21 protein-coding genes and 1 CRISPR repeat array are annotated in these 18,856 nt (G+C 33.7%); of the genes, 8 read left to right on the top strand and 13 right to left on the bottom strand.

Annotation, left to right across the window (positions count from 1 at the left end; all coding sequences use genetic code 11):
• The 5 genes from MVE07_RS06080 to MVE07_RS06100 all read right to left on the bottom strand — a co-directional run.
• Positions 1-578 (bottom strand): hypothetical protein (locus tag MVE07_RS06080; RefSeq protein WP_297455373.1); only part of this gene is annotated, 578 nt, incomplete at its 3' end.
• Positions 579-847: 269 nt separating this feature from the next.
• A CRISPR array of direct repeats spans positions 848-1,752; the repeat unit is 35 nt; unit sequence CTTGAAACTGACCCGTTTAATGAGGGTATTGCGAC.
• 91 nt (positions 1,753-1,843) lie between these two features.
• Positions 1,844-3,439 (bottom strand): SAVED domain-containing protein, encoded by a 1,596-nt coding sequence (locus MVE07_RS06085; RefSeq protein ID WP_297455375.1) that lies wholly within the window; start codon positions 3,437-3,439, stop codon positions 1,844-1,846.
• A complete protein-coding gene (locus MVE07_RS06090; RefSeq protein ID WP_297455377.1) occupies positions 3,440-4,330 on the bottom strand; it encodes a hypothetical protein in 891 nt (296 codons plus the stop codon).
• Between the two features lie 14 nt (positions 4,331-4,344).
• On the bottom strand, positions 4,345-5,100 hold the full coding sequence (locus MVE07_RS06095) for a hypothetical protein (protein WP_297455379.1): 756 nt from the start codon (positions 5,098-5,100) through the stop codon (positions 4,345-4,347).
• A 2-nt stretch (positions 5,101-5,102) separates the two neighbouring features.
• Positions 5,103-5,552, bottom strand: a complete 450-nt coding sequence (locus tag MVE07_RS06100) for a hypothetical protein (protein ID WP_297455381.1) — start codon at positions 5,550-5,552, stop codon at positions 5,103-5,105.
• Between the two features lie 317 nt (positions 5,553-5,869).
• Here MVE07_RS06100 and MVE07_RS06105 point away from each other — a divergent pair, with 317 nt between their 5' ends.
• Positions 5,870-6,307, top strand: a complete 438-nt coding sequence (locus tag MVE07_RS06105) for a YkvA family protein (protein WP_297455383.1) — start codon at positions 5,870-5,872, stop codon at positions 6,305-6,307.
• Positions 6,308-6,466: 159 nt separating this feature from the next.
• On the top strand, positions 6,467-6,727 hold the full coding sequence (locus MVE07_RS06110; RefSeq protein ID WP_297455385.1) for a hypothetical protein: 261 nt from the start codon (positions 6,467-6,469) through the stop codon (positions 6,725-6,727).
• Here MVE07_RS06110 and MVE07_RS06115 read toward each other — a convergent pair.
• The 6 genes from MVE07_RS06115 to MVE07_RS06140 form a co-directional block, all read right to left on the bottom strand.
• Positions 6,718-7,629, bottom strand: coding sequence for a multiheme c-type cytochrome (locus MVE07_RS06115; RefSeq protein ID WP_297455387.1), 912 nt, complete (start codon positions 7,627-7,629; stop codon positions 6,718-6,720). The two genes, MVE07_RS06110 and MVE07_RS06115, sit on opposite strands and share 10 nt — an antisense overlap.
• Before the next feature lie 2 nt (positions 7,630-7,631).
• Positions 7,632-8,456, bottom strand: a complete 825-nt coding sequence (locus tag MVE07_RS06120; RefSeq protein ID WP_297455389.1) for a hypothetical protein — start codon at positions 8,454-8,456, stop codon at positions 7,632-7,634.
• A 47-nt stretch (positions 8,457-8,503) separates the two neighbouring features.
• Positions 8,504-9,127, bottom strand: coding sequence for a class I SAM-dependent methyltransferase (locus MVE07_RS06125; RefSeq protein ID WP_297455390.1), 624 nt, complete (start codon positions 9,125-9,127; stop codon positions 8,504-8,506).
• On the bottom strand, positions 9,127-9,309 hold the full coding sequence (locus tag MVE07_RS06130; RefSeq protein WP_297455392.1) for a rubredoxin: 183 nt from the start codon (positions 9,307-9,309) through the stop codon (positions 9,127-9,129). The genes MVE07_RS06125 and MVE07_RS06130 overlap by 1 nt, the downstream gene beginning before the upstream one ends.
• A gap of 108 nt (positions 9,310-9,417) precedes the next feature.
• Complete coding sequence (locus tag MVE07_RS06135; RefSeq protein ID WP_297455394.1) at positions 9,418-10,212, bottom strand: adenylate/guanylate cyclase domain-containing protein; 795 nt, start codon at positions 10,210-10,212, stop codon at positions 9,418-9,420.
• Between the two features lie 257 nt (positions 10,213-10,469).
• The gene (locus tag MVE07_RS06140; RefSeq protein WP_297455396.1) at positions 10,470-10,667 is read right to left on the bottom strand and encodes a nucleotidyltransferase domain-containing protein; all 198 of its coding nucleotides are present in this window, start codon (positions 10,665-10,667) and stop codon (positions 10,470-10,472) included.
• Between the two features lie 64 nt (positions 10,668-10,731).
• Here MVE07_RS06140 and mtnC point away from each other — a divergent pair, with 64 nt between their 5' ends.
• Both mtnC and rsgA read left to right on the top strand, forming a co-directional pair.
• Positions 10,732-11,412, top strand: a complete 681-nt coding sequence (gene mtnC, locus MVE07_RS06145) for an acireductone synthase (protein WP_297455398.1) — start codon at positions 10,732-10,734, stop codon at positions 11,410-11,412.
• Positions 11,409-12,296, top strand: a complete 888-nt coding sequence (gene rsgA, locus MVE07_RS06150; protein ID WP_297455399.1) for a ribosome small subunit-dependent GTPase A — start codon at positions 11,409-11,411, stop codon at positions 12,294-12,296. The genes mtnC and rsgA overlap by 4 nt, the downstream gene beginning before the upstream one ends.
• On the opposite strand, the gene MVE07_RS06155 is transcribed toward rsgA, so the two are convergent.
• A complete protein-coding gene (locus MVE07_RS06155) occupies positions 12,290-13,591 on the bottom strand; it encodes a (Fe-S)-binding protein (RefSeq protein WP_297455401.1) in 1,302 nt (433 codons plus the stop codon). The two genes, rsgA and MVE07_RS06155, sit on opposite strands and share 7 nt — an antisense overlap.
• Positions 13,584-13,781 (bottom strand): helix-turn-helix domain-containing protein, encoded by a 198-nt coding sequence (locus MVE07_RS06160; protein WP_297455403.1) that lies wholly within the window; start codon positions 13,779-13,781, stop codon positions 13,584-13,586. Before MVE07_RS06160 ends, MVE07_RS06155 begins: the two co-directional genes overlap by 8 nt.
• 181 nt (positions 13,782-13,962) lie before the next feature.
• Here MVE07_RS06160 and MVE07_RS06165 point away from each other — a divergent pair, with 181 nt between their 5' ends.
• Genes MVE07_RS06165 through MVE07_RS06180 form a run of 4 tightly spaced genes read left to right on the top strand, consistent with a single transcriptional unit; the run spans position 13,963 to position 18,856 of the window.
• Positions 13,963-15,864, top strand: a complete 1,902-nt coding sequence (locus tag MVE07_RS06165) for a methyl-accepting chemotaxis protein (protein WP_297455405.1) — start codon at positions 13,963-13,965, stop codon at positions 15,862-15,864.
• Positions 15,861-17,204, top strand: a complete 1,344-nt coding sequence (locus tag MVE07_RS06170) for a chemotaxis protein CheW (protein WP_297455408.1) — start codon at positions 15,861-15,863, stop codon at positions 17,202-17,204. The genes MVE07_RS06165 and MVE07_RS06170 overlap by 4 nt, the downstream gene beginning before the upstream one ends.
• Entirely contained in the window at positions 17,194-18,270 is a 1,077-nt protein-coding gene (gene cheB, locus MVE07_RS06175) for a chemotaxis-specific protein-glutamate methyltransferase CheB (protein ID WP_297455410.1), read from the top strand. Before MVE07_RS06170 ends, cheB begins: the two co-directional genes overlap by 11 nt.
• Entirely contained in the window at positions 18,254-18,856 is a 603-nt protein-coding gene (locus tag MVE07_RS06180; RefSeq protein WP_297455412.1) for a hypothetical protein, read from the top strand. Before cheB ends, MVE07_RS06180 begins: the two co-directional genes overlap by 17 nt.

Consider the following 18,856-nt stretch of genomic DNA (forward strand, 5'->3'; position numbering starts at 1 on the left):
CCATTTGAAGGATTAATACCTTTTTCTAAGAATTTTTCATAAAAGGAAAAAGCCACTATGTTTTCAGTTAGGTTTAAAAACAACCCTACATTTTTTTCAGCTTTGGGTGATGGGATATCATATTTTGATAGTAATTCTTCTAAAAAGATAGATTTAAGTAGATAGTTAAGGTATTTGTTTACTTCCCTAAAAGTCTGATTTTTTGATATGGAATAATTTAGCAGGTCTATGGCTTCTGAAATAGAAAAAAGATTTTTAAGGGTTAGTGCTTTTTTAGTCAATATCTCAAATCCTAATGAATAATCTGGGTTTTGTGGAAAACTTATTTTTTTGTATAAATGGATTTTGTTAATTTTTCCTGTTTTGTCCAAATAGATTATGTTTGTGTTCTGATTTTTTAATGTGGATACTATCCAAACCGGAAGATAAAAGATAGTGAAAACGTTTTGTATATCATTTATGTTGATTTTGGTTATATCCTCTTTTTTGTGGACAAATATATAACTGTCTTCTATGGTGAGGTTTAGAGGATTTTCTTTGAAAATGAACATATTTTTACGGATTAGATAGTCTTTCATTTCTAAGAACCTCAAATTTTGAATGATTTTGTATTTTATAAACGATGATTTTTAAAAAATCTGACATCTAATCTGTACCGGATATGAATATGATATAAATCATAAAATCCTCTCTAAAGGGCTTAAAATCTGGATTTTATAATTGAGATAATATTGAGATTTTAAATTTGACAAAATCAAGGAAAATTAGTATTCTAATAACAGGTCTGTCCAGAGTAAAGGTTTCTTGGAAACTGAATATGTTGATTTTCAACGATTACAGAGGGGGCTCTTGAAACTGACCCGTTTAATGAGGGTATTGCGACTTTTATTCAGGTATTCTTCTATTTCTTCCCTGTATTTCTCTTGAAACTGACCCGTTTAATGAGGGTATTGCGACTTTGGTTGCCATTATGTCCATTATTATTGCCATATCTTGAAACTGACCCGTTTAATGAGGGTATTGCGACTCTGGGATATAATTTTCAAGCATGGTTTGGAATTCTCTTGAAACTGACCCGTTTAATGAGGGTATTGCGACATTGCGACCTCCTGTTATACAAGCTGAATCACGATGGACTTGAAACTGACCCGTTTAATGAGGGTATTGCGACCACCGGTGCATCACATAACTGGACGCCGCCTTGGCATTCTTGAAACTGACCCGTTTAATGAGGGTATTGCGACCACCGGTGCATCACATAACTGGACGCCGCCTTGGCATTCTTGAAACTGACCCGTTTAATGAGGGTATTGCGACGCATCTTCATGCACCTCCGTAGTTATTAGCTACACTTGAAACTGACCCGTTTAATGAGGGTATTGCGACTAAACCGCATTTATTCTTTCTTCTGGTGTTTCATATCTTGAAACTGACCCGTTTAATGAGGGTATTGCGACGCAGGACAGCTGCAGAAAATATGACTCTGCCATTTTCGTCAACTTGAAACTGACCCGTTTAATGAGGGTATTGCGACATTCTCTTTAACATCCCAGTGCAGTCTTTAATGCCGTCTTGAAACTGACCCGTTTAATGAGGGTATTGCGACAATATAGAGAAATGTTTTCAATATTCTGTCCACGCTTGACTTGAAATTGACCCGTTTAATGAGGGTATTGCGACAATCATATCCCGCTTCTTTTAGCTCAGTAATAGGAACCTTGAAACTGACCCGCTTAATGAGGGTATTATGTAGCAAATTATAGAGAAAAATAAGAGAAGATTAGATTTTAAGACTAATTTGAGTAAATACTTCCAGGGCTGATTTTGTATTAGGATTTTTATATTAAAAAATACTTTTTAGTCTGCTATCTTTTATATCAAAAACCGGATAGTATTTATCTTCCGGTGCTGAAGCATTAAAGTTGAAGTTATAAACATACCCATCCCAAAAGTGTCCAATAGCCATTCCCAATGCAAAAGCAATCGGAACAGGAACACTAAGGAAAAAGTGATATTTCTGAATCTGGTATTTCACCTTAAGCACATTAAGGACAGAATAAATCTCTGATACATATCTAATCCAGTAGTCCTCAGGAATATCCTCAAAATCCTGAGGCAAAGGAATATCACCCTGAAATTCCCTTGACTCAATCTTTATTAAAGGCCAATTTCTTCCAGTAGTCTCAAGATAATTTTGAACATCTCCATAAGGACTATGACTTGCCAGCCAGATAGCAACAGCTACGTTTTCCCAGCTCTCTATATTTTCTGGTATTTCAACTTCTATATTTTTCATCTGTTTTTGTATATTTTTGCGAATATATTTTATTTTTCTCAGTTTTGCGGTCGTAGATAAATCTATAACAGGAATATACTCATCTGATTGGTAATGATAAACTAAAACAGGTTTCTTGGTTCCCAATTTTATTCCAAGCCCCATTGCCAGAGATATAGGAACAGATAAACCTATATGCAACACTCTTTTTTTTAAATCTACTTTTGAATAGATATTTTTTAATTTTTCCTCAAAATTCAAAACCTGCTTAATCCATTCATTTTCTTCTGAGAGTTGTTCTGGCGTTATAGCTGGAAGGGAATTCTCATAAGAAATAGCTAAATCTTTTCTTTCAATACCTAAAATATTTTTCAAACCATTAATAGAAAAATCCTTTTCCTTTTTCTTTATTTTCTTCTCTATTTTATTTAATGCTATGGTTGTTTCCTGTGGTGGTCTTTTTACCAAATAGACAAAAGGAATATCTACAGGTTTATCTCCAAGCCAGTAAATAAGTTCGTCTATTTTATCAAGGCTATCCGGAGTTATAAGTTTAAGATTATGTGATTTGGCAATTTCTTCTTTTTGAGGAATATATGAAACCTCAAATATTTCTCCCTCTTCGTTAACCACTCCGGTAAAAGCAAAATTTTTTATATTTTCTTCAGGAAGCAATAAACCTGCTGTAACTGCCAGCATAAAGGATTTTCCGGTGAAATCTCTGTCAAAAACTACAAAAAAGTTTTGAATTTGGTGTTTCTTAGTTTTCAGCAGTTGTTTTATAGTGCTTAAAGCCTGCCTTATTTCTAAATTTGACGAAAAAGTTAATGTATCTATCGGTTTCGGGAGAGGTATTATATAGGCTGTTGCAAGTTCTCCTTTATTGTTTAAAGCAATTGGGAATTTTACCTCTATTGGTGTTGATTTGAATATTTTTTTAGTGTTTAGCTCTGAAGTTTTTAGAAGTTTAGAAAGTTTTTCTATATCAAATAAATCTTCTCTTTTTTTTATTTGTGTCCATATTAAGAATTTAATTTCATTAGAGGTGGTTTTATCATTTAGAAGCTGATATAGTTCATCTACTTCTTTTGGTTCAACGGCTCCGCTTCTTAAAATCTCTTTAAGCCTTTCTGGTTTATTTTTATACTTTAATAATTCCCCCAATTATTTGACCTCTTTTATGGTTATGTTTTGTCCAATATAGTCTATGTTAATATTATCTTTGAACTCTTCCGGAATAGCTATTTGTATAACTTTTGGAAGATTTTCAAACTCATATTTTTCACCGAAAATTTCCAGCGCCGCAGGTTTATCTATTAGCTCTTCAGCTGGTTCTAACTCAAGGATTTTTTCTTCTTTGTTGTAAAACAGGGTAAAATTCTTACCTCTGTAAACAGTCTTTTCTTCCCCTGCAGCCAAAAGCTGTTTTTCTAATCTTTCAGGGGAAAGTTCTATAATAGTTTCCTCTTCCCAAAACTCAGGGGATTGAGCAAATACTTGCATTTTAAATGTCCTCTCAATTTCATCTTTTAAAAATTGTTCCTGATAAAATCCCTCTCCTTCAGGATAAGAAAGACCTCTTCTATCTTTTGGGAGTTCTTCAATTTCTCCGTTATAGAATTTTTGAAGTATATCTATATCCTCTTTCTTCAATTTTCCAATATAAATAGCTTCATTTTTAATAAATTCTTCATCTAAGTTTAAAATTATTGGTAAAACAGCAAATTTGTTAGAAATAGGATGTTCAAAATCTACGATAAGAGCTTTATCAGAAGCAAGTTGCCAGTAAGGTGTCATAACAAGAGCTATATATAAATCTTCTGTTTTATCCAAAATTGTGAAGAATATAGGTAAATTCTCGTCGGGATATTCATATACATTTCCGGCTTCAATTTTTTCATTTTTTTCAAATTTTGAAGGGGATACTTTATCTAATATTTTCAAAATTTTATCTACCTCCTCTTTGGAAACTTTAAATTCCGGAGCTTCACCTTCTACTTTTTGCTGTGAAAGAGCTTTTTTGTATTCGTTGTATATCAATTCTATTAGACGCATATCTGTTCTCCTCGCTAACTTCCTTTTAATAAACAAACTTTTTTACAAATTTCTGACATCAGAATACCTTTTTCTACGGCATATTCATAAATTTCGTAAGGAAACTTATGCTTCAGCATAATATCTTTTAATTTTTTTCTGTATCTTTCTCTGCCTTTATAGGTAGCGTCTTTTGAGCTGTCTTTTATGCAATCTTCAAGGTTATATTCATCAAAACAAAGAACTTTTTTCTCTTTTTCAGTTAAATTTTTTTGCAATAAATCAGTTAGATGATTTGCTTCATCAAATAATAAAATTTCATTTTCCAGATTAACAGGACTTTCCAGACTTTCTTCCCGGGTCTTGTCAGTGCTTTCCTTGTGTTCAGGCTCATTTAAAGATATCTTTTCAAATGCAAGTTCAGATTTGTATTTTTTTAAAGGGTCTAATATGAAGTTGTTTTTTACAATGGTTTTTAGATAACTCTTTATATAGGACTGATTTCTATTCTGTATCACATTCAGGATTTTTTCTTTTTCTTTGTAGATTTTTGTTACCAAAAAAGGAAAAATTTCTTCAACGCAGGATATAATTTTGTCTGAATAGGAATCTTCACAAACATACTCGGTTGTAAGCAGTTTGTATTTGTAATTAGTTGTATCATCTTTGAGAAAATCTTTTATTGCAAAATATATAATTTTTTTGAGCTCTATAAATAAAAATTCCAGCTCTTTATCAGAAACATTATTTTCATTAGTTAAAAATTTATATAAACCTTCTTTAAATTCCATTCTTAGCCTCTTTGATATTTCTTAATTTGCTTATATATATCTTCAATTTCTTGTTTATCACAAAATCCACAGGGTTGTGCTATATATTTAAGTTGCTCGGTGGTCAGTAAAAAAATTATTTTGTTTCCCCATAATCTAAAAACCTTTGATTTATTTTCCCATTTAAATAGTTTATTTTTACAAATACAGACTTTTTTTGTGCAGTTATTTATATTGATAGGAAGGAAATCTCCCTTTGTAGTTAGAAAAATTATTTTCTTTATAATCTTTTTATTTTTAGACAAAACTATTAATGGCCTACAATCTCGTCCCCTCTGACTTCCTAACGGGACTTTAAGAGTTTTTTCTGCTTTGTTAACTTCTGACAACCATAAGGAAGCAAAATCATCTTTTTGTAGTTTTTCTTCAATCTTTGTTTGTAATATTTTCTTTAATTCTTCTCTGAAATTCATATCACTTTAAATAATAATAAAATCTCAGCAGCGGTGTCAAAAGTCATTGATTTTTTCCGTTAATTAATAAAAATCCTATAGGAGAAGGAAATGGCTAAGAAAAAAATAAGGCAAAATAAAATGGCTGTTGCTGTAAACAAATCTATTGCGAACAGACAGGCCATTAGCACACTTGGAAGAGCAAGAATGTTTAAAAACAAGAAAAAGTAAAAGCCTCCTAAAAAAATCAAAAATATTGATGAGTTTTTATATTAGGTGTCAGATTTTTGGAAAAATATCTGTTAATAAAATTAAAAAATCTTTAAGGAGGTAAGTTGATGAAAAACTTTAACTTTGACGAGGAAAAACTTAAAAAGTTTGTTGAGGAGAATATCCCTAAGGTTACCGAGAAAGATATACAGAGGGTTTTAGATAAAGAAAAGGAACTCCGTAAAAAGTTTCAGGGCAATACTCCTCTGGGGCAGTTTGTTAAAGACTTAAAAATTTTGTTTTCTATGATAAAAGATTATGCTAACGGCTTATATAGAGAAATACCCTGGTTATCTATCGCTGCAATAGTATTTGCTCTCTTGTATGTTCTATCTCCCGTAGATTTTATACCTGATTTTATCCCCGGAGTTGGGTATGTAGATGATGCCTTTGTTATGGGACTTGTCCTGATGATGATAAAAGAAGATTTATACAGATATAGAGAGTGGAAAGTCCAGAGTGAGCTTAAAAACTCTACGCAGGGAGGGGGAGAAAATATAACATAACCAATTACTTTTGGGGTATCCCCCTCTTTTTTAACTTTAAATAATATTCTTCTGTTGTAAAGTCAGTTTGATTAATAACTTAATCATTTTTACAAACTTGATTGCAACTTTGTATGTCTTATAATAGTTTTAGTTAGGAATAATATTACCGAGGCTAAGATGGATATACTGCATAATATTGCATTATGGATTTTGGACTTATTTGACCACGGGTTAAAAGCATTTGAACCTTTACAGGGGAGAGTTGATTTAGATGAAAAAAAATATACTGCAATGCAGGGGATTGTGCACTTTATAGGTTGGTCTGTTGCTATAGGAATTATCATCTGGGTATTTAAATATATGAAAAAACATGCCCAGCAAGATGAAAGAATGAAAAAGTATTACGGTAAATCAGAAGAGGATAAACCTCAAAATTGAAACTCTTTTTGAAGAACTTTTTCCTTTTTATCTTTCCATGAAAGTTTTCTCAAGATTGTAATCACTACTTTATCCGGTTTTGAATCAATAAAGAAATCCATCTCTTTCCATTTTCCAAATTTTAGAGGGTCTTTGGAATTTATTATCTGCATCTGATTAAAGATTTCATCTCCATTTTTAAATCCTGTCAAGTATATATAAAGCTTAGGTTTTCCGTTATCAGCTGTAGGAACTGAATGGGGTATTCCTGTGTTTTTTATGCTAAGGGTAAGGATATCATCATCAATGGAAACCTTAACCTGAAAATCCTTTTCAGAGGCTATAGAAGCAGGAAATTTATGGGAATGGATATCTTTTTTAGAATGCAGGTATGTAAACGGGAATTTTTGGATAAGTCTGCCCTTTTTGGCTGGCATGTGGCATTCCTGACAGTTTCTCTTTGAAGCTGTCTGTTGCCATTGCTGATAAGTTTTTTGATGGCAGGAAGAACAAACCTTTGATGTTATATAAACAGGGTCATAAGTGGAGTAGTGAGGCGGAGAAAATACATCATAGGGACCATGCATTGAATTTGTTTCTTCTTTGTAATGGCAGGAAAAGCAGTTAACTCCTTCTTTCCTAAGTTTATTTCTTAGCTGTGGTTTTTCTTCAGGATGTATCTCAAGGGGTGCGTGGCAGGAAAGACATTTAGTTTTAGTATGGTTATTACTTGCTTCTATATAATGGGGAGAAGTCCATGCTTTTGCATGTCTGGAATCAAGCCATTGGTTGTATATGTTTTGATGGCATTCTGAACATCTTTTGGCAGGAGGACGCTGGAGCAGGTCCTCCTCTAAGAATAATTTTTCTACTTTGTCGCAACCTGCTATGAAAGCCGCTAATAATAGCAGGAGTAAAGGCATTTTTAATCACCAAATTTTTCTTTAAGCAAATAAAGTGTTTGGTGAACATTATGGCATTTAACACAATTGTTTTGTGCTATCCAGCCGATATGGGTTGAAATAGCTTTTTTGTCTGATTTTTTGATAGCTTCCTGAAGGGCATTTATATGCTTTTGAGTTCTCTCTCCAAAGTATATCTTTTCTGAACCTTCTTCCTGTGTATGACACTCACTGCAGGATTGGGATAATCCTTTCAGTCTTTTTGTAAATGAAAGACCGGCTTTTTTTGCTTCTTTGTTTTTTCCTTCTGTAAGGTATACTTTCAGCAGTTTCATATCATTTGCTACATTTTTCATATAATCGCCGTATTCAAGCTTTTGACCGGATACCGGGTCTTCAACATTTATTTTCTTAAAATCAGGGGTATGATATTTAACTTTTACAGAGGCCTGATATGTTCTATGACACTGGACACAGGTTCTTCCTATTGCTTTTAGATTTTCCATTGCTGTTGCTTTGTCTTTGTTTTTAACTGCTTCTATTAATTTCTCTGCATTGGCTTTTTTTAGGTTTCTATCCCATTTTTTGACCATTTGGCCGATTTTTAGATAATTTTCCTGTAATTTTTTAGCCCATAATTGTGCATTCTGCCAGTCTTCTCCTTTAAGATTTACAACCAGACCGGTCATTGATGTTGAAAGCTGATGCATCAGGCTTAGAAATTCATATTTTTCAGATTTAGGTGGATAGTATTTTGAAAGTTCATCTGGGGGGTCTTTCAGTTTTACATTTTTTGCAAAAGCAGATGTAAGTAGTAATAAACTTAATATCCCTGCTAAAGCTCTCATTTTTGTCCCTCCTGTCTTTTTATTTTATAAATTTGCAGGAGGGGAATTTATCTTTTTATGGCCATAATCATAAAAACAGGATAATCTCTTTTTTGCCCTTCTCTTTCTTTGGTTATGGTATGGACTATCTGGTATTTGACTTTTTCCAGACCGCTTTCTTTTAGCCAGTTTTCAACCTCTTTCTCATCAAAGCCAAAATGTTTTACATCTGTATTATCTGAATGAAATGTGCCATCTTCTTTGTAGAGGTCTATTACTGCAATATAGCCCCCTGTTTTAAGATATTCCTTTAGCTTTTTTAGGACTTCAATTGGGTCATCAAGATGGTGAAATGTCATTGAGGTGATAATCAGGTCAAAATCCTTTTCAGGAAAGCCCTCTGATATAATGTCATGTTTATAAATTCTTATGTTGTTTATATTATTTTTCTCAATTTTTTCTTTGAAAACATTAAGCATTCCTTCAGAAAGGTCAAAAGCTACAATCTCTTTTACGTAAGGTGCAAGCATTATATCCAGAATACCTGTGCCTGCTCCTATATCCATAACTTTAAAGCTCTTGGTATCAGGAAGATTGTTTAAAATAGCCTTCAGGAAATCCTCAGACCTTTTGTATTTTTCCGGGGTGTCGTATCTGTTTGCAACTGCGTCAAATCTTTTTCCTATATCCATCAGTCAATCCTGTAAAAATGGGATTTAGGATATTCACAAACAGGACATCTCCACTTATCAGGAAGTTCCTCAAATCTTATTCCTGGGGAAATAGCCCTTTTTTCATCTCCTTTTTCAGGGTCATATATATACCCGCAGACTTTACATCTAAACCTGCCTATAGTCCTGTCCTTGATAATCACCTTTTCCTTCATATCTAAAATATAGCATAAAATTCATATCTTTGAATTTTGTAGAATTATCTTGTGCAAGCTATTAAGACAATAATTATAAATTGTAGTAGTTCCTTATTAATAATTTTCAATAATTTTCAAAACAGCATTTATATGTTTTTCTCCATGCTTCTTGCACCAATCACTTTCGATTTTATAATACTTAAAATTGCTTTTCTTTTTTGTATAATATTTTTTCCAAGGACTAATATTTTCGCCTTTTAAACATCCACAAGAAATAACTAAGTAATTCTTAAACTTTTCTTGATTTAAAACATTATATATGTTTTCATCAATTCCTATTACCGTTTTGTTAGAAAAACGTTTCACATTTTTCGAGATTAATGCTGCATTATTGATAGCATTACCTGCCCAAACAAAGAATTTATCATCTCCTCTTTGTCCAATTAGTTTTACTAATAGATCTCCTTTAGAAATTCCGATTCCAAAAGAAAGATTTACACCATATTTATTTTTGAATTTTTCCCTTACATACTCTTCTTGAAACGTTTTGAACGTTTTAGCTGCCAGAAAAGCTTTAATTTCCGCATATTCACCAGAGAAAAGAGATATTCCCCCATCTCCTTTTATGTCAATAAATTCGGAACCAAAGCTTTTGCTAATCTTTACAAATGGATATCCCGTATACTCTAAAAATTTAGCATAAACTCTTTTTGTTTTTCTATTAGAGATCTGTGTTGAATTCTTTAAATCTACAAGAACAACTACAACGTTATCAACTCTATTCCAAATTGGCTTTTCTACTTTTGCATTATTTATTGCTTGTTCTATAGTATTGTAGGTTTCTATTCTAATATTTTCTAAATAGCTTAGTTTTTCTTTTAATTTCTCAAAGAAACCCCAAAGTTCCATGAGAATTTAGCCCTATATATTTTGGGTAGTTAATGCTAGTTTTTTATATCCTATTTTATATATTTAATTTTATTTTCTACATGTAGTAGTTTTAGAGATTACCCTTATATGTTTTCGAGATTGATTTTGAATATTTTGCATAATCAGCCATCAAAGAAAAATATTAGATATGTGTGCTCATGTCTATAAAATTATAAGATATTGTTGCTTAATTAATAATGTGTTCTGAAATTTTTATTGCCTTTCAGAATATATTTTTATCCAAAATCCAAATTTTCATCTGTTTCAAGTGCTATATCCAAATCTGAGAAATATGAGGCTCTTCCGGTGGCAAAGGAACTAAAAAGATAAAGCCTGAATGAAATTTTAATATTTTCCCTGAAAATGCTCACAATCTCTTCTAAAAGCCTTGCTATTTTTTCATCTTTGTAAGACAAACTTTTTATCTTTTCCATACTATAAAGTCTAATTACCTTTGAGTTTGTTGTAAACTAATAAAAAAAATAATAGGAGGAAGGAATGGTAACAGCAAGTTTGATAGATATTGAAGGAACAGTTTCACCTATAACATTTGTAAAGGATGTTCTGTTTCCTTATTCAGAAGAAAAAATGGAAAAGTTTATAAAAGAAAACAAAGACAAACCTGAAATAAAAAATATTCTCCAGCAGGTTCAGGGGATAGAAGGAAAGGATATGGATATAGATGAGATAATCCAGATATTAAAAAGATGGATAAAAGAGGACAGGAAAATAGCACCTTTGAAAGATATACAGGGATTTATATGGAAAGAAGGCTTTGAAAGTGGTCAGATAAAAGCTCCTCTTTATGAAGATGCATACCGCAAAATGAAAGAATGGAAAGAAAAGGGATATAAGCTTTATATTTACTCTTCCGGTTCTGTTCAGGCTCAAAAATTATTTTTCTCTCATACAGATAAGGGGGATATTCTGGACTGGTTTTCAGGGCATTTTGATACCAAAATAGGAAACAAAAAAGAGTCAGAATCTTACCGCAAAATCGCACAGGAGATAGGACTAAAGCCTGAAGAAATACTATTTTTATCAGACAATCTTGATGAGATAAAAGCTGCTGCACAGGCAGGAATGAAAGTTTACAGACTGGTAAGGCCGCAAGATGCGGAATATATTGAAAATTTTGAATACCCTCAAATAAAAAGTTTTGACGAGGTTCAACTGTGAAGAAAGGACTTGTTATAGATAGAGAAGCGCAGATGATAGGGGTTTATACCCTTGATGATAAGAAGACATACAGAGGAATACCCAGAAAAAAAGTGTTAAAAAAGACAAAGATATATGCAGGAGATTATGTTTACGGTGAAGTTGTTGATGAAAACACATTTGCCATAGAACAGGTGGAAGAAAGGAAAAATTTCCTTGTCAGGCCACCTGTTGCAAATGTTGATAAAGTGCTGATTGTTTCTGCTATAAAAATGCCCGAGTTTGATAATTTCCTGATGGACAATCTACTTGTTGTTTATGAACATTTTCAGACAGACCCGGTTATTATTTTTAATAAGATTGACCTGCTTAATCAAGAAGAAAAAGCAGAATTGGAAAAATGGACACAGATTTACACAGATGCCGGTTATGATGTGCTCTGGGTCAGTGCAGCTAAAAATGAGGGAATTCAGAAACTAACAGACTATCTGGAAGGAATGATTTGCGTTCTTGCAGGACCTTCAGGAGTAGGTAAGTCTTCAATCCTATCCAGACTTGTTGGTGTTCAGCTGGAAGTAAGGGAAGTTAGCGAGAAAACAGAAAGGGGAAGACATACAACAACAGGTGTAAGGCTGTTTCCATTTGGGGAAAACTCATTCATAGGCGACACCCCTGGATTTTCCAGCGTTGATGCGCTGTATTTCCTTAAACCAAATGAAGTAAGGCTTTATTTCAGAGAGTTCCTGAGATACGACTGTAAGTTCCCTGATTGCACACACACCAGAGAACCGGGATGTCAGGTCAGGGAAGCAGTAAAGAACGGTGAAATATCCTGTGAAAGATACAAAAACTACATAAAAATAATAAAGGAAGACCCTGCCTTATGGCAGGAATTATGTCAATAGATGGAGCTTATAGACTGCTCCTCTTCTTCTTTATTTTCTGGTTTTTGTATGTTTTCCCCTTCAATTAATCTTTCTGCCAGATAGTCTGCAAGGTGGACAACTTTTATATTTTTGTAATCTCCGTGTTTATACATTCCATCAGCTATGTTAAATATACAACCTGGGCAGTCACTTAGGACATACTGAGCTTGGGTTTTTTCTATATCTTTAACCTTTCTCTTTTGTATTTCTGTAGCAACTTCATAATTTGATACTGAGAAATATCCTGCAAAACCACAACACATCATTGCATCTTCACCTTCTACATACTCAGCATCTATAACACCTTTCAGAAGGTCTCTGTAAACGTTCGGGTCTGTTGACATAGCTGTGTATGAGTGACATGGAAAGTGAAATGTTACCCTTTCACCTTCTCCTTTGAACACCAGATAACCTTCTTCTCTCAGTATCTCTGCAAAGTCTTTTACAGGATAGCCATATTCCTCTTGGAGAGCTCCACCACAGGTTGGACATGCAACAACGATATAATCAAATTCATACTTATCTATCTCTTCCTTGTTGTGTTTGTAAAGTTTTTCAAACAGTTCAACATAACCACCGTATAACTGGGGTGCACCGCAACATCTTATATTTTCAGGGACAACAACCTCGTAACCTGCCTTTTCCATAAGTTTTATAACACTTTCACCTGTTTTGCCGTAAAAGGCATCTATCATGCAACCTGTAAAGAATAATAGTCTTCCCTTGGGTTTTTCAGGTTTTACCTCTACTCCCCTTAGACCAAATGGTTTTGCTGTTGGTTTAGGAAGTAGTTTTGTAAACTTTGGAATTCCTGTATTAAGAAAAACTGCGTTATATTCAGGGACATCTTTTTTAAACATCTTTCCATAAGCATTCATCAAAGAAGGGGCAAATTTCATAGATACCTTTGTTACAAAATTACCTGTCATTGCAAGGCCTTGGTAGACAGCTGTTTTAACAGGGTCAAACTTGGATTTTTTCTTTTCCTCGGCCATAGCCCTTGCCCTGAACATAATATCCTTGTATTCAACTTCATTAGGGCATATCCATTCACATCTTCTACACATTGCACATTCATTCCACTGCTGAGCTATCTCTTCTGTCAGAGGAAGAACCCCATCAACAACAGCTTCAGCAAGTGCTAATCTACCTCTTGGAGATGACCTTTCCTGTTTCACAACAGAATAGGTTGGACATACAGAGCGGCATGCAGAACATTTTACACACTGGTGCGCCAGATTTTCTGGCAGTGTTACATCTATAATATCACCCATTTTGTTCTCCTTTTACACCTAAGATTTTGTTATGACATTTATCTATCTCAATCAAACCATCTATATAAAGTTCATTTACTAATTTTTGAATACTATTTCTATCAATACCGGTTAGTTTTTCCAGTTCTCCTACCTTTAGAGGTTTGCCTGCTTCTTTGACAATTTGAAAAATCAGCTGTTTTTTGCTCAATTTCCCTGCCTCTTCTTCAGGTATAAACTGAATATAAAAACATTAATATTTAAACACCATAACCAAAATCATAAAAGTTAGTAAAGGTTAACCCAACAACCATTGACACAAAATCCTATTAATAGTATTCATTAATAATATAAGACGATAATTAATATAAAATTCAGGTTAGGAGGGAAATATGGGATTTATAAAGTTTAATGACTCTTCAGATAGTAATATCCCTGAAAAAAATGATACACCTGCCCCGCCTCAAACACAACAATCAAAAAATATTTTTCCAATGGGAGATAGCATGGACTTAAAACAGCTTGCCCAGAATTTATTAAGTAAAATTCAAGAGGGTATGGCTGCTATCGAAGAACTGAAAGGAACAATGGAACAGATTGCTGCTGCCGCTGAAGAAAGTGCAGGAGCAGCAGAAGAAAGTTTAAGTGCAGTTACAGAAATCAAACAGAATGCTGCTTTAATGCAAAAAGAAACAGAAAAAGCTCTAATTGTAATAGAAAATTTTGAAAATCTAATCAAAAATGCCACCGAAGATGTGAATGAAAGCGGAGCAGGAATGGCGAGAACTGCCGACAGTGCCCGTAAAATAGCCCAGAAAACAGAAGAGTTATTTAATGCAGGCAAAAATATAACCGATGCAGTAGACCTTATAACAAAACTTGCTAAAAAAACATCTTTACTCGCTTTAAATGCAGCTATAGAAGCTGCCAGAGCAAAAGAAAAAGGCAAAAGCTTCACAGTAATGGCCTCAGAAATTAGAACAATGGCATCAAAATCAAATACTTATGCCCAGAAAATAAAAGATATAGTTAAAGAAATTCAGGACAAAATAAAACTAACAAGAGATGAAATGGAAAAATTAGAAAAAGAGATGTTAAACGCCTCAGATGAAAGTAATATAGCTGTTCAAAAAATGGAAGAGTTATTAAAGGCCTTTGAGGATATAGTAAGAAAAACAGAAGAGATGCTTGACCAGGTTAACAGGGTTGTAAATGAGATAGATATTCTACATCAAGGCTCTGAGACAATAGCGGCAGCAGCAGAAGAAGCAGCAGGAGCAACCAGTGAGGTGAGTAATACAGTTGCTTCTGAAGTTGTTGCTTTTTCTCAGATTGAAGAGGCTGCCCGCTCAATACTGGAAATCTCCATAAAAATAGATACAAAAAATAGCCAGATTGTAGCCAATGAGATTGCAACTGCATCTGAAGAACTTTCTGCATCTATAGAAGAACTGGAAAAATCTATGGAACAGATAGTTGAAGCTCTCAACCAGATAGAAGAAGCAGCCAAAATATCCGAAGAAGATGCCACTAAAAACTCGAATGTTGCCCAGAACTGTGTAAGCTACATTGAGCAGGCAAATAACTCAATTCAGAATATAGTTAATACCCTCCAAAAACTGTTTGAAGACTATAATCAGATTTTTGAAACAGTAAAGAAAACCCGCCAGTTATCAAAACAAAATACAGAAAAATCAGAAGGGCTGAAACTTCATCTGAACCTGATTAAATCAAAGATAAACTCATTGAACAATACAATCCGTAAAATTGAGCTGGCACTGGTTCAGACCACAGCTTTATCAATTAACGGAGCAGTTGAGGCAATAAGAATAGGGGAATTAGGGGAAGGCTTTAGTGAGGTAAGCAGAGATATAAGGGAGCTTGCAACAACTTCAGAGGAAAATCTGGATAAGGTTATAGAAATCATAGACCATGTAAATGAGGAAAATGACATAATTCTGGTTGAGCTAAACAACATAGTTCTTACTCAGGATAGAGAAAATGAAAAACTTCAGAAATTAGAAGTAGATTTCGGAAAAAATTTAGACTCCTTCAAAGATCTTATGGAAACTATGGAAAAGCTAAAAAAATCTATAGAAGAAACAAAAGTAGCCCTTGAACAATCAAAAATAGCAGCAGACCAGATAAAAGAAGCTGCAGAACTTTCCCTCAAAAATGCCTCGGAATCTAAACAGGCAGCAGAGCTGATACTAAACACCGTTAGAGAAATGGACACAGCAGTTAATATACTCTCTGCTGTTGCAGAAAAACTGTCTAAAGGTGTGTCAGCATGAAAGTGAGTGTTCTGGAGTTTACCATTGGGAATAGTTTATTTGGAATTCAGGCAGATTATATAAAACTCATATTTGATGTAGAAGTTATAAAAGATGTAGATATGATGCCTGATTATGTAATTGGTATAACAAGATATGGGGAGAATGTTTATCCTCTTATATGCACAGCCAGAATTCTGGAAATGGAAGGGGATTTTTGCAGTCAGCCTATAGGTAAAACTGCCATTGTTGTAAAGACCAGAAAAGGTCTGTATGCACTTCTTATTGATGAAATAATAAAAATTCAGGAGATAGAAAAAACAGATGAAAACAGCATAATAAACTTTTATAAAGAGCAGGATACAGTTTTAGAAGAAATCACCCCAAAATTTATTGAACGAAGGGTAAATATTCCCAGCTTTTTTGAGAAAAAAGAAAAAGAATTTGCAAAAACATTATCACAGGAAGAAAGAGCCTTTGTTTTATCTGAAATAGAAGATAGGATTATTGGATTTGATATTGATTTAGTTAAAAAGGTTGAAGATATAGAAGAGTTAACCCCCTCAAAAATCCCAACAGAAAATTGGGTAAACAGGGTTTATTCCCTAAAAAATATAATTATTAAAACAGGCAATCTTAGAAAATTGCTTAATATCAATGAAAAAAAAGGAGAAAATCTCATACTATTAGGCAAAGGTAACAAAATCCTGGGAATTGAGGTGGATAGGATAAACGATTTTGCTGCAGTTCCAGAAAATGAAATAAGTATTTCAACAGAAGAGGAAATTTTTGACAGATATTTTATACATAATGGGAAAATTGTGTCTGTTATAGCAAACAAGCATATAAATAACTGGATAGACCAGTATGCCCTGAAATCTGAAGTTCACCACGAAGAAGAAACAAAAAGAAAAGATACAAAGGAAATCCTACTGATAAAAATAGGAAATAAAAGATTTGCCTTAAGAATGGACGAAATTGTGGAAGTCTTGAACTACGAAGATGTAAAAATCTCAACATATCCAACAAAAAATCCTTATATAAAAGGAATAATGGCCTTTAGAGAAAAAACATATTATTTAATTTCATTTGAGACAGCACTTAATCAGAAAATAGATATTGATGAAAATACTAAAATATTGATATTCCAGAAGGACGGTAAAGAGGGAGCTCTTATAATATCAGAAATAGAAGATATCTTATCTGTTCCAGAAGAGAAGATAATTCCTGTTTCATCAGAGGATTCATTTATAGATGGAGCCTTTATTTCAGATACAGGGGATATTATTAACTTCTTGAATCCAAACTGGATATATAATGCAGGAGGATTAAAAGGAGAGCTGGTGGAGCATGGGCAATAAGAAAATACTTGTTGTAGATGACTCTGCATTAGTTCGGAGAATTCTGTCTAAAATTATTCAGGAATTAGGATATGAGGTAGATACAGCAAAAGATGGAGAGGAAGCTCTCCAAAAAATTCAGCAGGAGAATTATGACCTGATTACTCTGGATATTGAAATGCCTGGTAAAAATGGCATAGAAGTCCTGAGAGAAATTATGGAAAAAAAGCCTACACGGGTGATGATAATCAGCTCCTACGCAACTGATAATGCAGATGTCACACTGGAAGCACTGGATTTAGGGGCTCTTACCTATATAACAAAACCAGGTAAACTGGGAGTAGACCTTAAGAAAATAGAAGAGGAAATAAAAGTAAAAATAGAAGAATCCCTAAAAGTCCCCAAATACAAAATAATAGCCAATAGAAGAAACAAAACCCCAAAAATAATCCACAAAGAGATATCTACAACAGATTTTGTTCCCAAAAAAGACCATAAATATGTTCTGATAGGAGCCTCCACAGGAGGACCCAGACTTATTGAAGAAATAGCAAGAACACTTCCAGAGAATTACCCTTATCCAATATGTGTGGTTCAACATATGCCTGTGAATTTCACAAAAAAGTTTGCCGACAGGTTAAACAGTATCAGTAAGCTTACCGTTGTTGAAGCTTCCAACGGAGAAGAAGTTGTTCCCGGGAAGATGATAATAGCAAAAGGCGGATATCATCTGCATTTTAGAAGAAGACAGGATGATGTTATTGTGTGCAAACTGGTATCAAACGCCAGAGGTAGAATTTTCGTTCCATCTGTAGATGAGATGTTTTTCTCAGCTTTAGAAGTTATGAACCCAAAAGATATAATTGCAATTCTTCTTACAGGAATAGGGGATGATGGCGCAGATGGTATGGTGGCTCTCAGAAAAGCAGGAGCTTACACCATAGCAGAAAGCGAAGAAACGGCAACAGTTTACGGAATGCCTAAGGAAGCTTATGTCCGAGGTGGAGCTTCGAAGGTTCTACCATTTCCAGAAATATTAGAAGAACTAATAAAATTAGGAATGGAGACAGATGTTCAAAAAGCATGACCAGACTTATCATATACAGAGGTTTAAAGAGTTTGACGAAGCAAGGGTGTTTATAGAAGATATGAGCAAAGATGAGGAAAGCACCCTTGCAGCTATTGATTATATGATTACCCATAAGGAGTATTACTTTTTACTGAAAAATCTACTTAAAAACATAAAAAACAACAGACTAAACAGAAAAATGTATGAGTATGCTCTGTTATCCCTTGATAAATGCCCTAAAAGAGAAGAAGAAAAAGAAATCTACAGACAGATTTTAAGAACAGAGAGAACTGCTTTTGTGGAACCTTTAATAGACTTTCTCAAAAGTTGCAGCTGTGAGTTAAAAGATTTTCTGTTTTCACTTATGGATGAAAACAGTCCGGAGCTACGTAGAATAGCAGTAAAGGCATTGCAACACTGTCCTGATAAAACAGCGGATAATCGTATTCTTCAGCTTGCAGTAAAAGAAAGAAACCAAAAGGTTTTAAGGGAAATAGCAAAATATATTCAGCTATTTATAACAGATAAACAGAAGCTGGAGGAGGTGATACAAAAAAACTCAGAATTAAAAACGATAATAAGGAATTATACACAGGAAGGTTAA

The organism is Persephonella sp., assembly GCF_027023985.1.
In the GTDB taxonomy this organism is placed as follows: Bacteria; Aquificota; Aquificia; order Aquificales; family Hydrogenothermaceae; genus Persephonella_A.

What these genes read in the sequence shown, in the direction of transcription:
- MVE07_RS06090 (WP_297455377.1), bottom strand. Translation starts at nt 4,330, where the DNA reads ATGCGTCTAATAGAATTGATATACAACGAATACAAAAAAGCTCTTTCA.
- MVE07_RS06095 (WP_297455379.1), bottom strand. Translation starts at nt 5,100, where the DNA reads ATGGAATTTAAAGAAGGTTTATATAAATTTTTAACTAATGAAAATAAT.
- MVE07_RS06100 (WP_297455381.1), bottom strand. Translation starts at nt 5,552, where the DNA reads ATGAATTTCAGAGAAGAATTAAAGAAAATATTACAAACAAAGATTGAA.
- MVE07_RS06105 (WP_297455383.1), top strand. Translation starts at nt 5,870, where the DNA reads ATGAAAAACTTTAACTTTGACGAGGAAAAACTTAAAAAGTTTGTTGAG.
- MVE07_RS06110 (WP_297455385.1), top strand. Translation starts at nt 6,467, where the DNA reads ATGGATATACTGCATAATATTGCATTATGGATTTTGGACTTATTTGAC.
- MVE07_RS06115 (WP_297455387.1), bottom strand. Translation starts at nt 7,629, where the DNA reads ATGCCTTTACTCCTGCTATTATTAGCGGCTTTCATAGCAGGTTGCGAC.
- MVE07_RS06120 (WP_297455389.1), bottom strand. Translation starts at nt 8,456, where the DNA reads ATGAGAGCTTTAGCAGGGATATTAAGTTTATTACTACTTACATCTGCT.
- MVE07_RS06125 (WP_297455390.1), bottom strand. Translation starts at nt 9,127, where the DNA reads ATGGATATAGGAAAAAGATTTGACGCAGTTGCAAACAGATACGACACC.
- MVE07_RS06135 (WP_297455394.1), bottom strand. Translation starts at nt 10,212, where the DNA reads ATGGAACTTTGGGGTTTCTTTGAGAAATTAAAAGAAAAACTAAGCTAT.
- MVE07_RS06140 (WP_297455396.1), bottom strand. Translation starts at nt 10,667, where the DNA reads ATGGAAAAGATAAAAAGTTTGTCTTACAAAGATGAAAAAATAGCAAGG.
- mtnC (WP_297455398.1), top strand. Translation starts at nt 10,732, where the DNA reads ATGGTAACAGCAAGTTTGATAGATATTGAAGGAACAGTTTCACCTATA.
- MVE07_RS06155 (WP_297455401.1), bottom strand. Translation starts at nt 13,591, where the DNA reads ATGGGTGATATTATAGATGTAACACTGCCAGAAAATCTGGCGCACCAG.
- MVE07_RS06165 (WP_297455405.1), top strand. Translation starts at nt 13,963, where the DNA reads ATGGGATTTATAAAGTTTAATGACTCTTCAGATAGTAATATCCCTGAA.
- MVE07_RS06170 (WP_297455408.1), top strand. Translation starts at nt 15,861, where the DNA reads ATGAAAGTGAGTGTTCTGGAGTTTACCATTGGGAATAGTTTATTTGGA.
- cheB (WP_297455410.1), top strand. Translation starts at nt 17,194, where the DNA reads ATGGGCAATAAGAAAATACTTGTTGTAGATGACTCTGCATTAGTTCGG.
- MVE07_RS06180 (WP_297455412.1), top strand. Translation starts at nt 18,254, where the DNA reads ATGTTCAAAAAGCATGACCAGACTTATCATATACAGAGGTTTAAAGAG.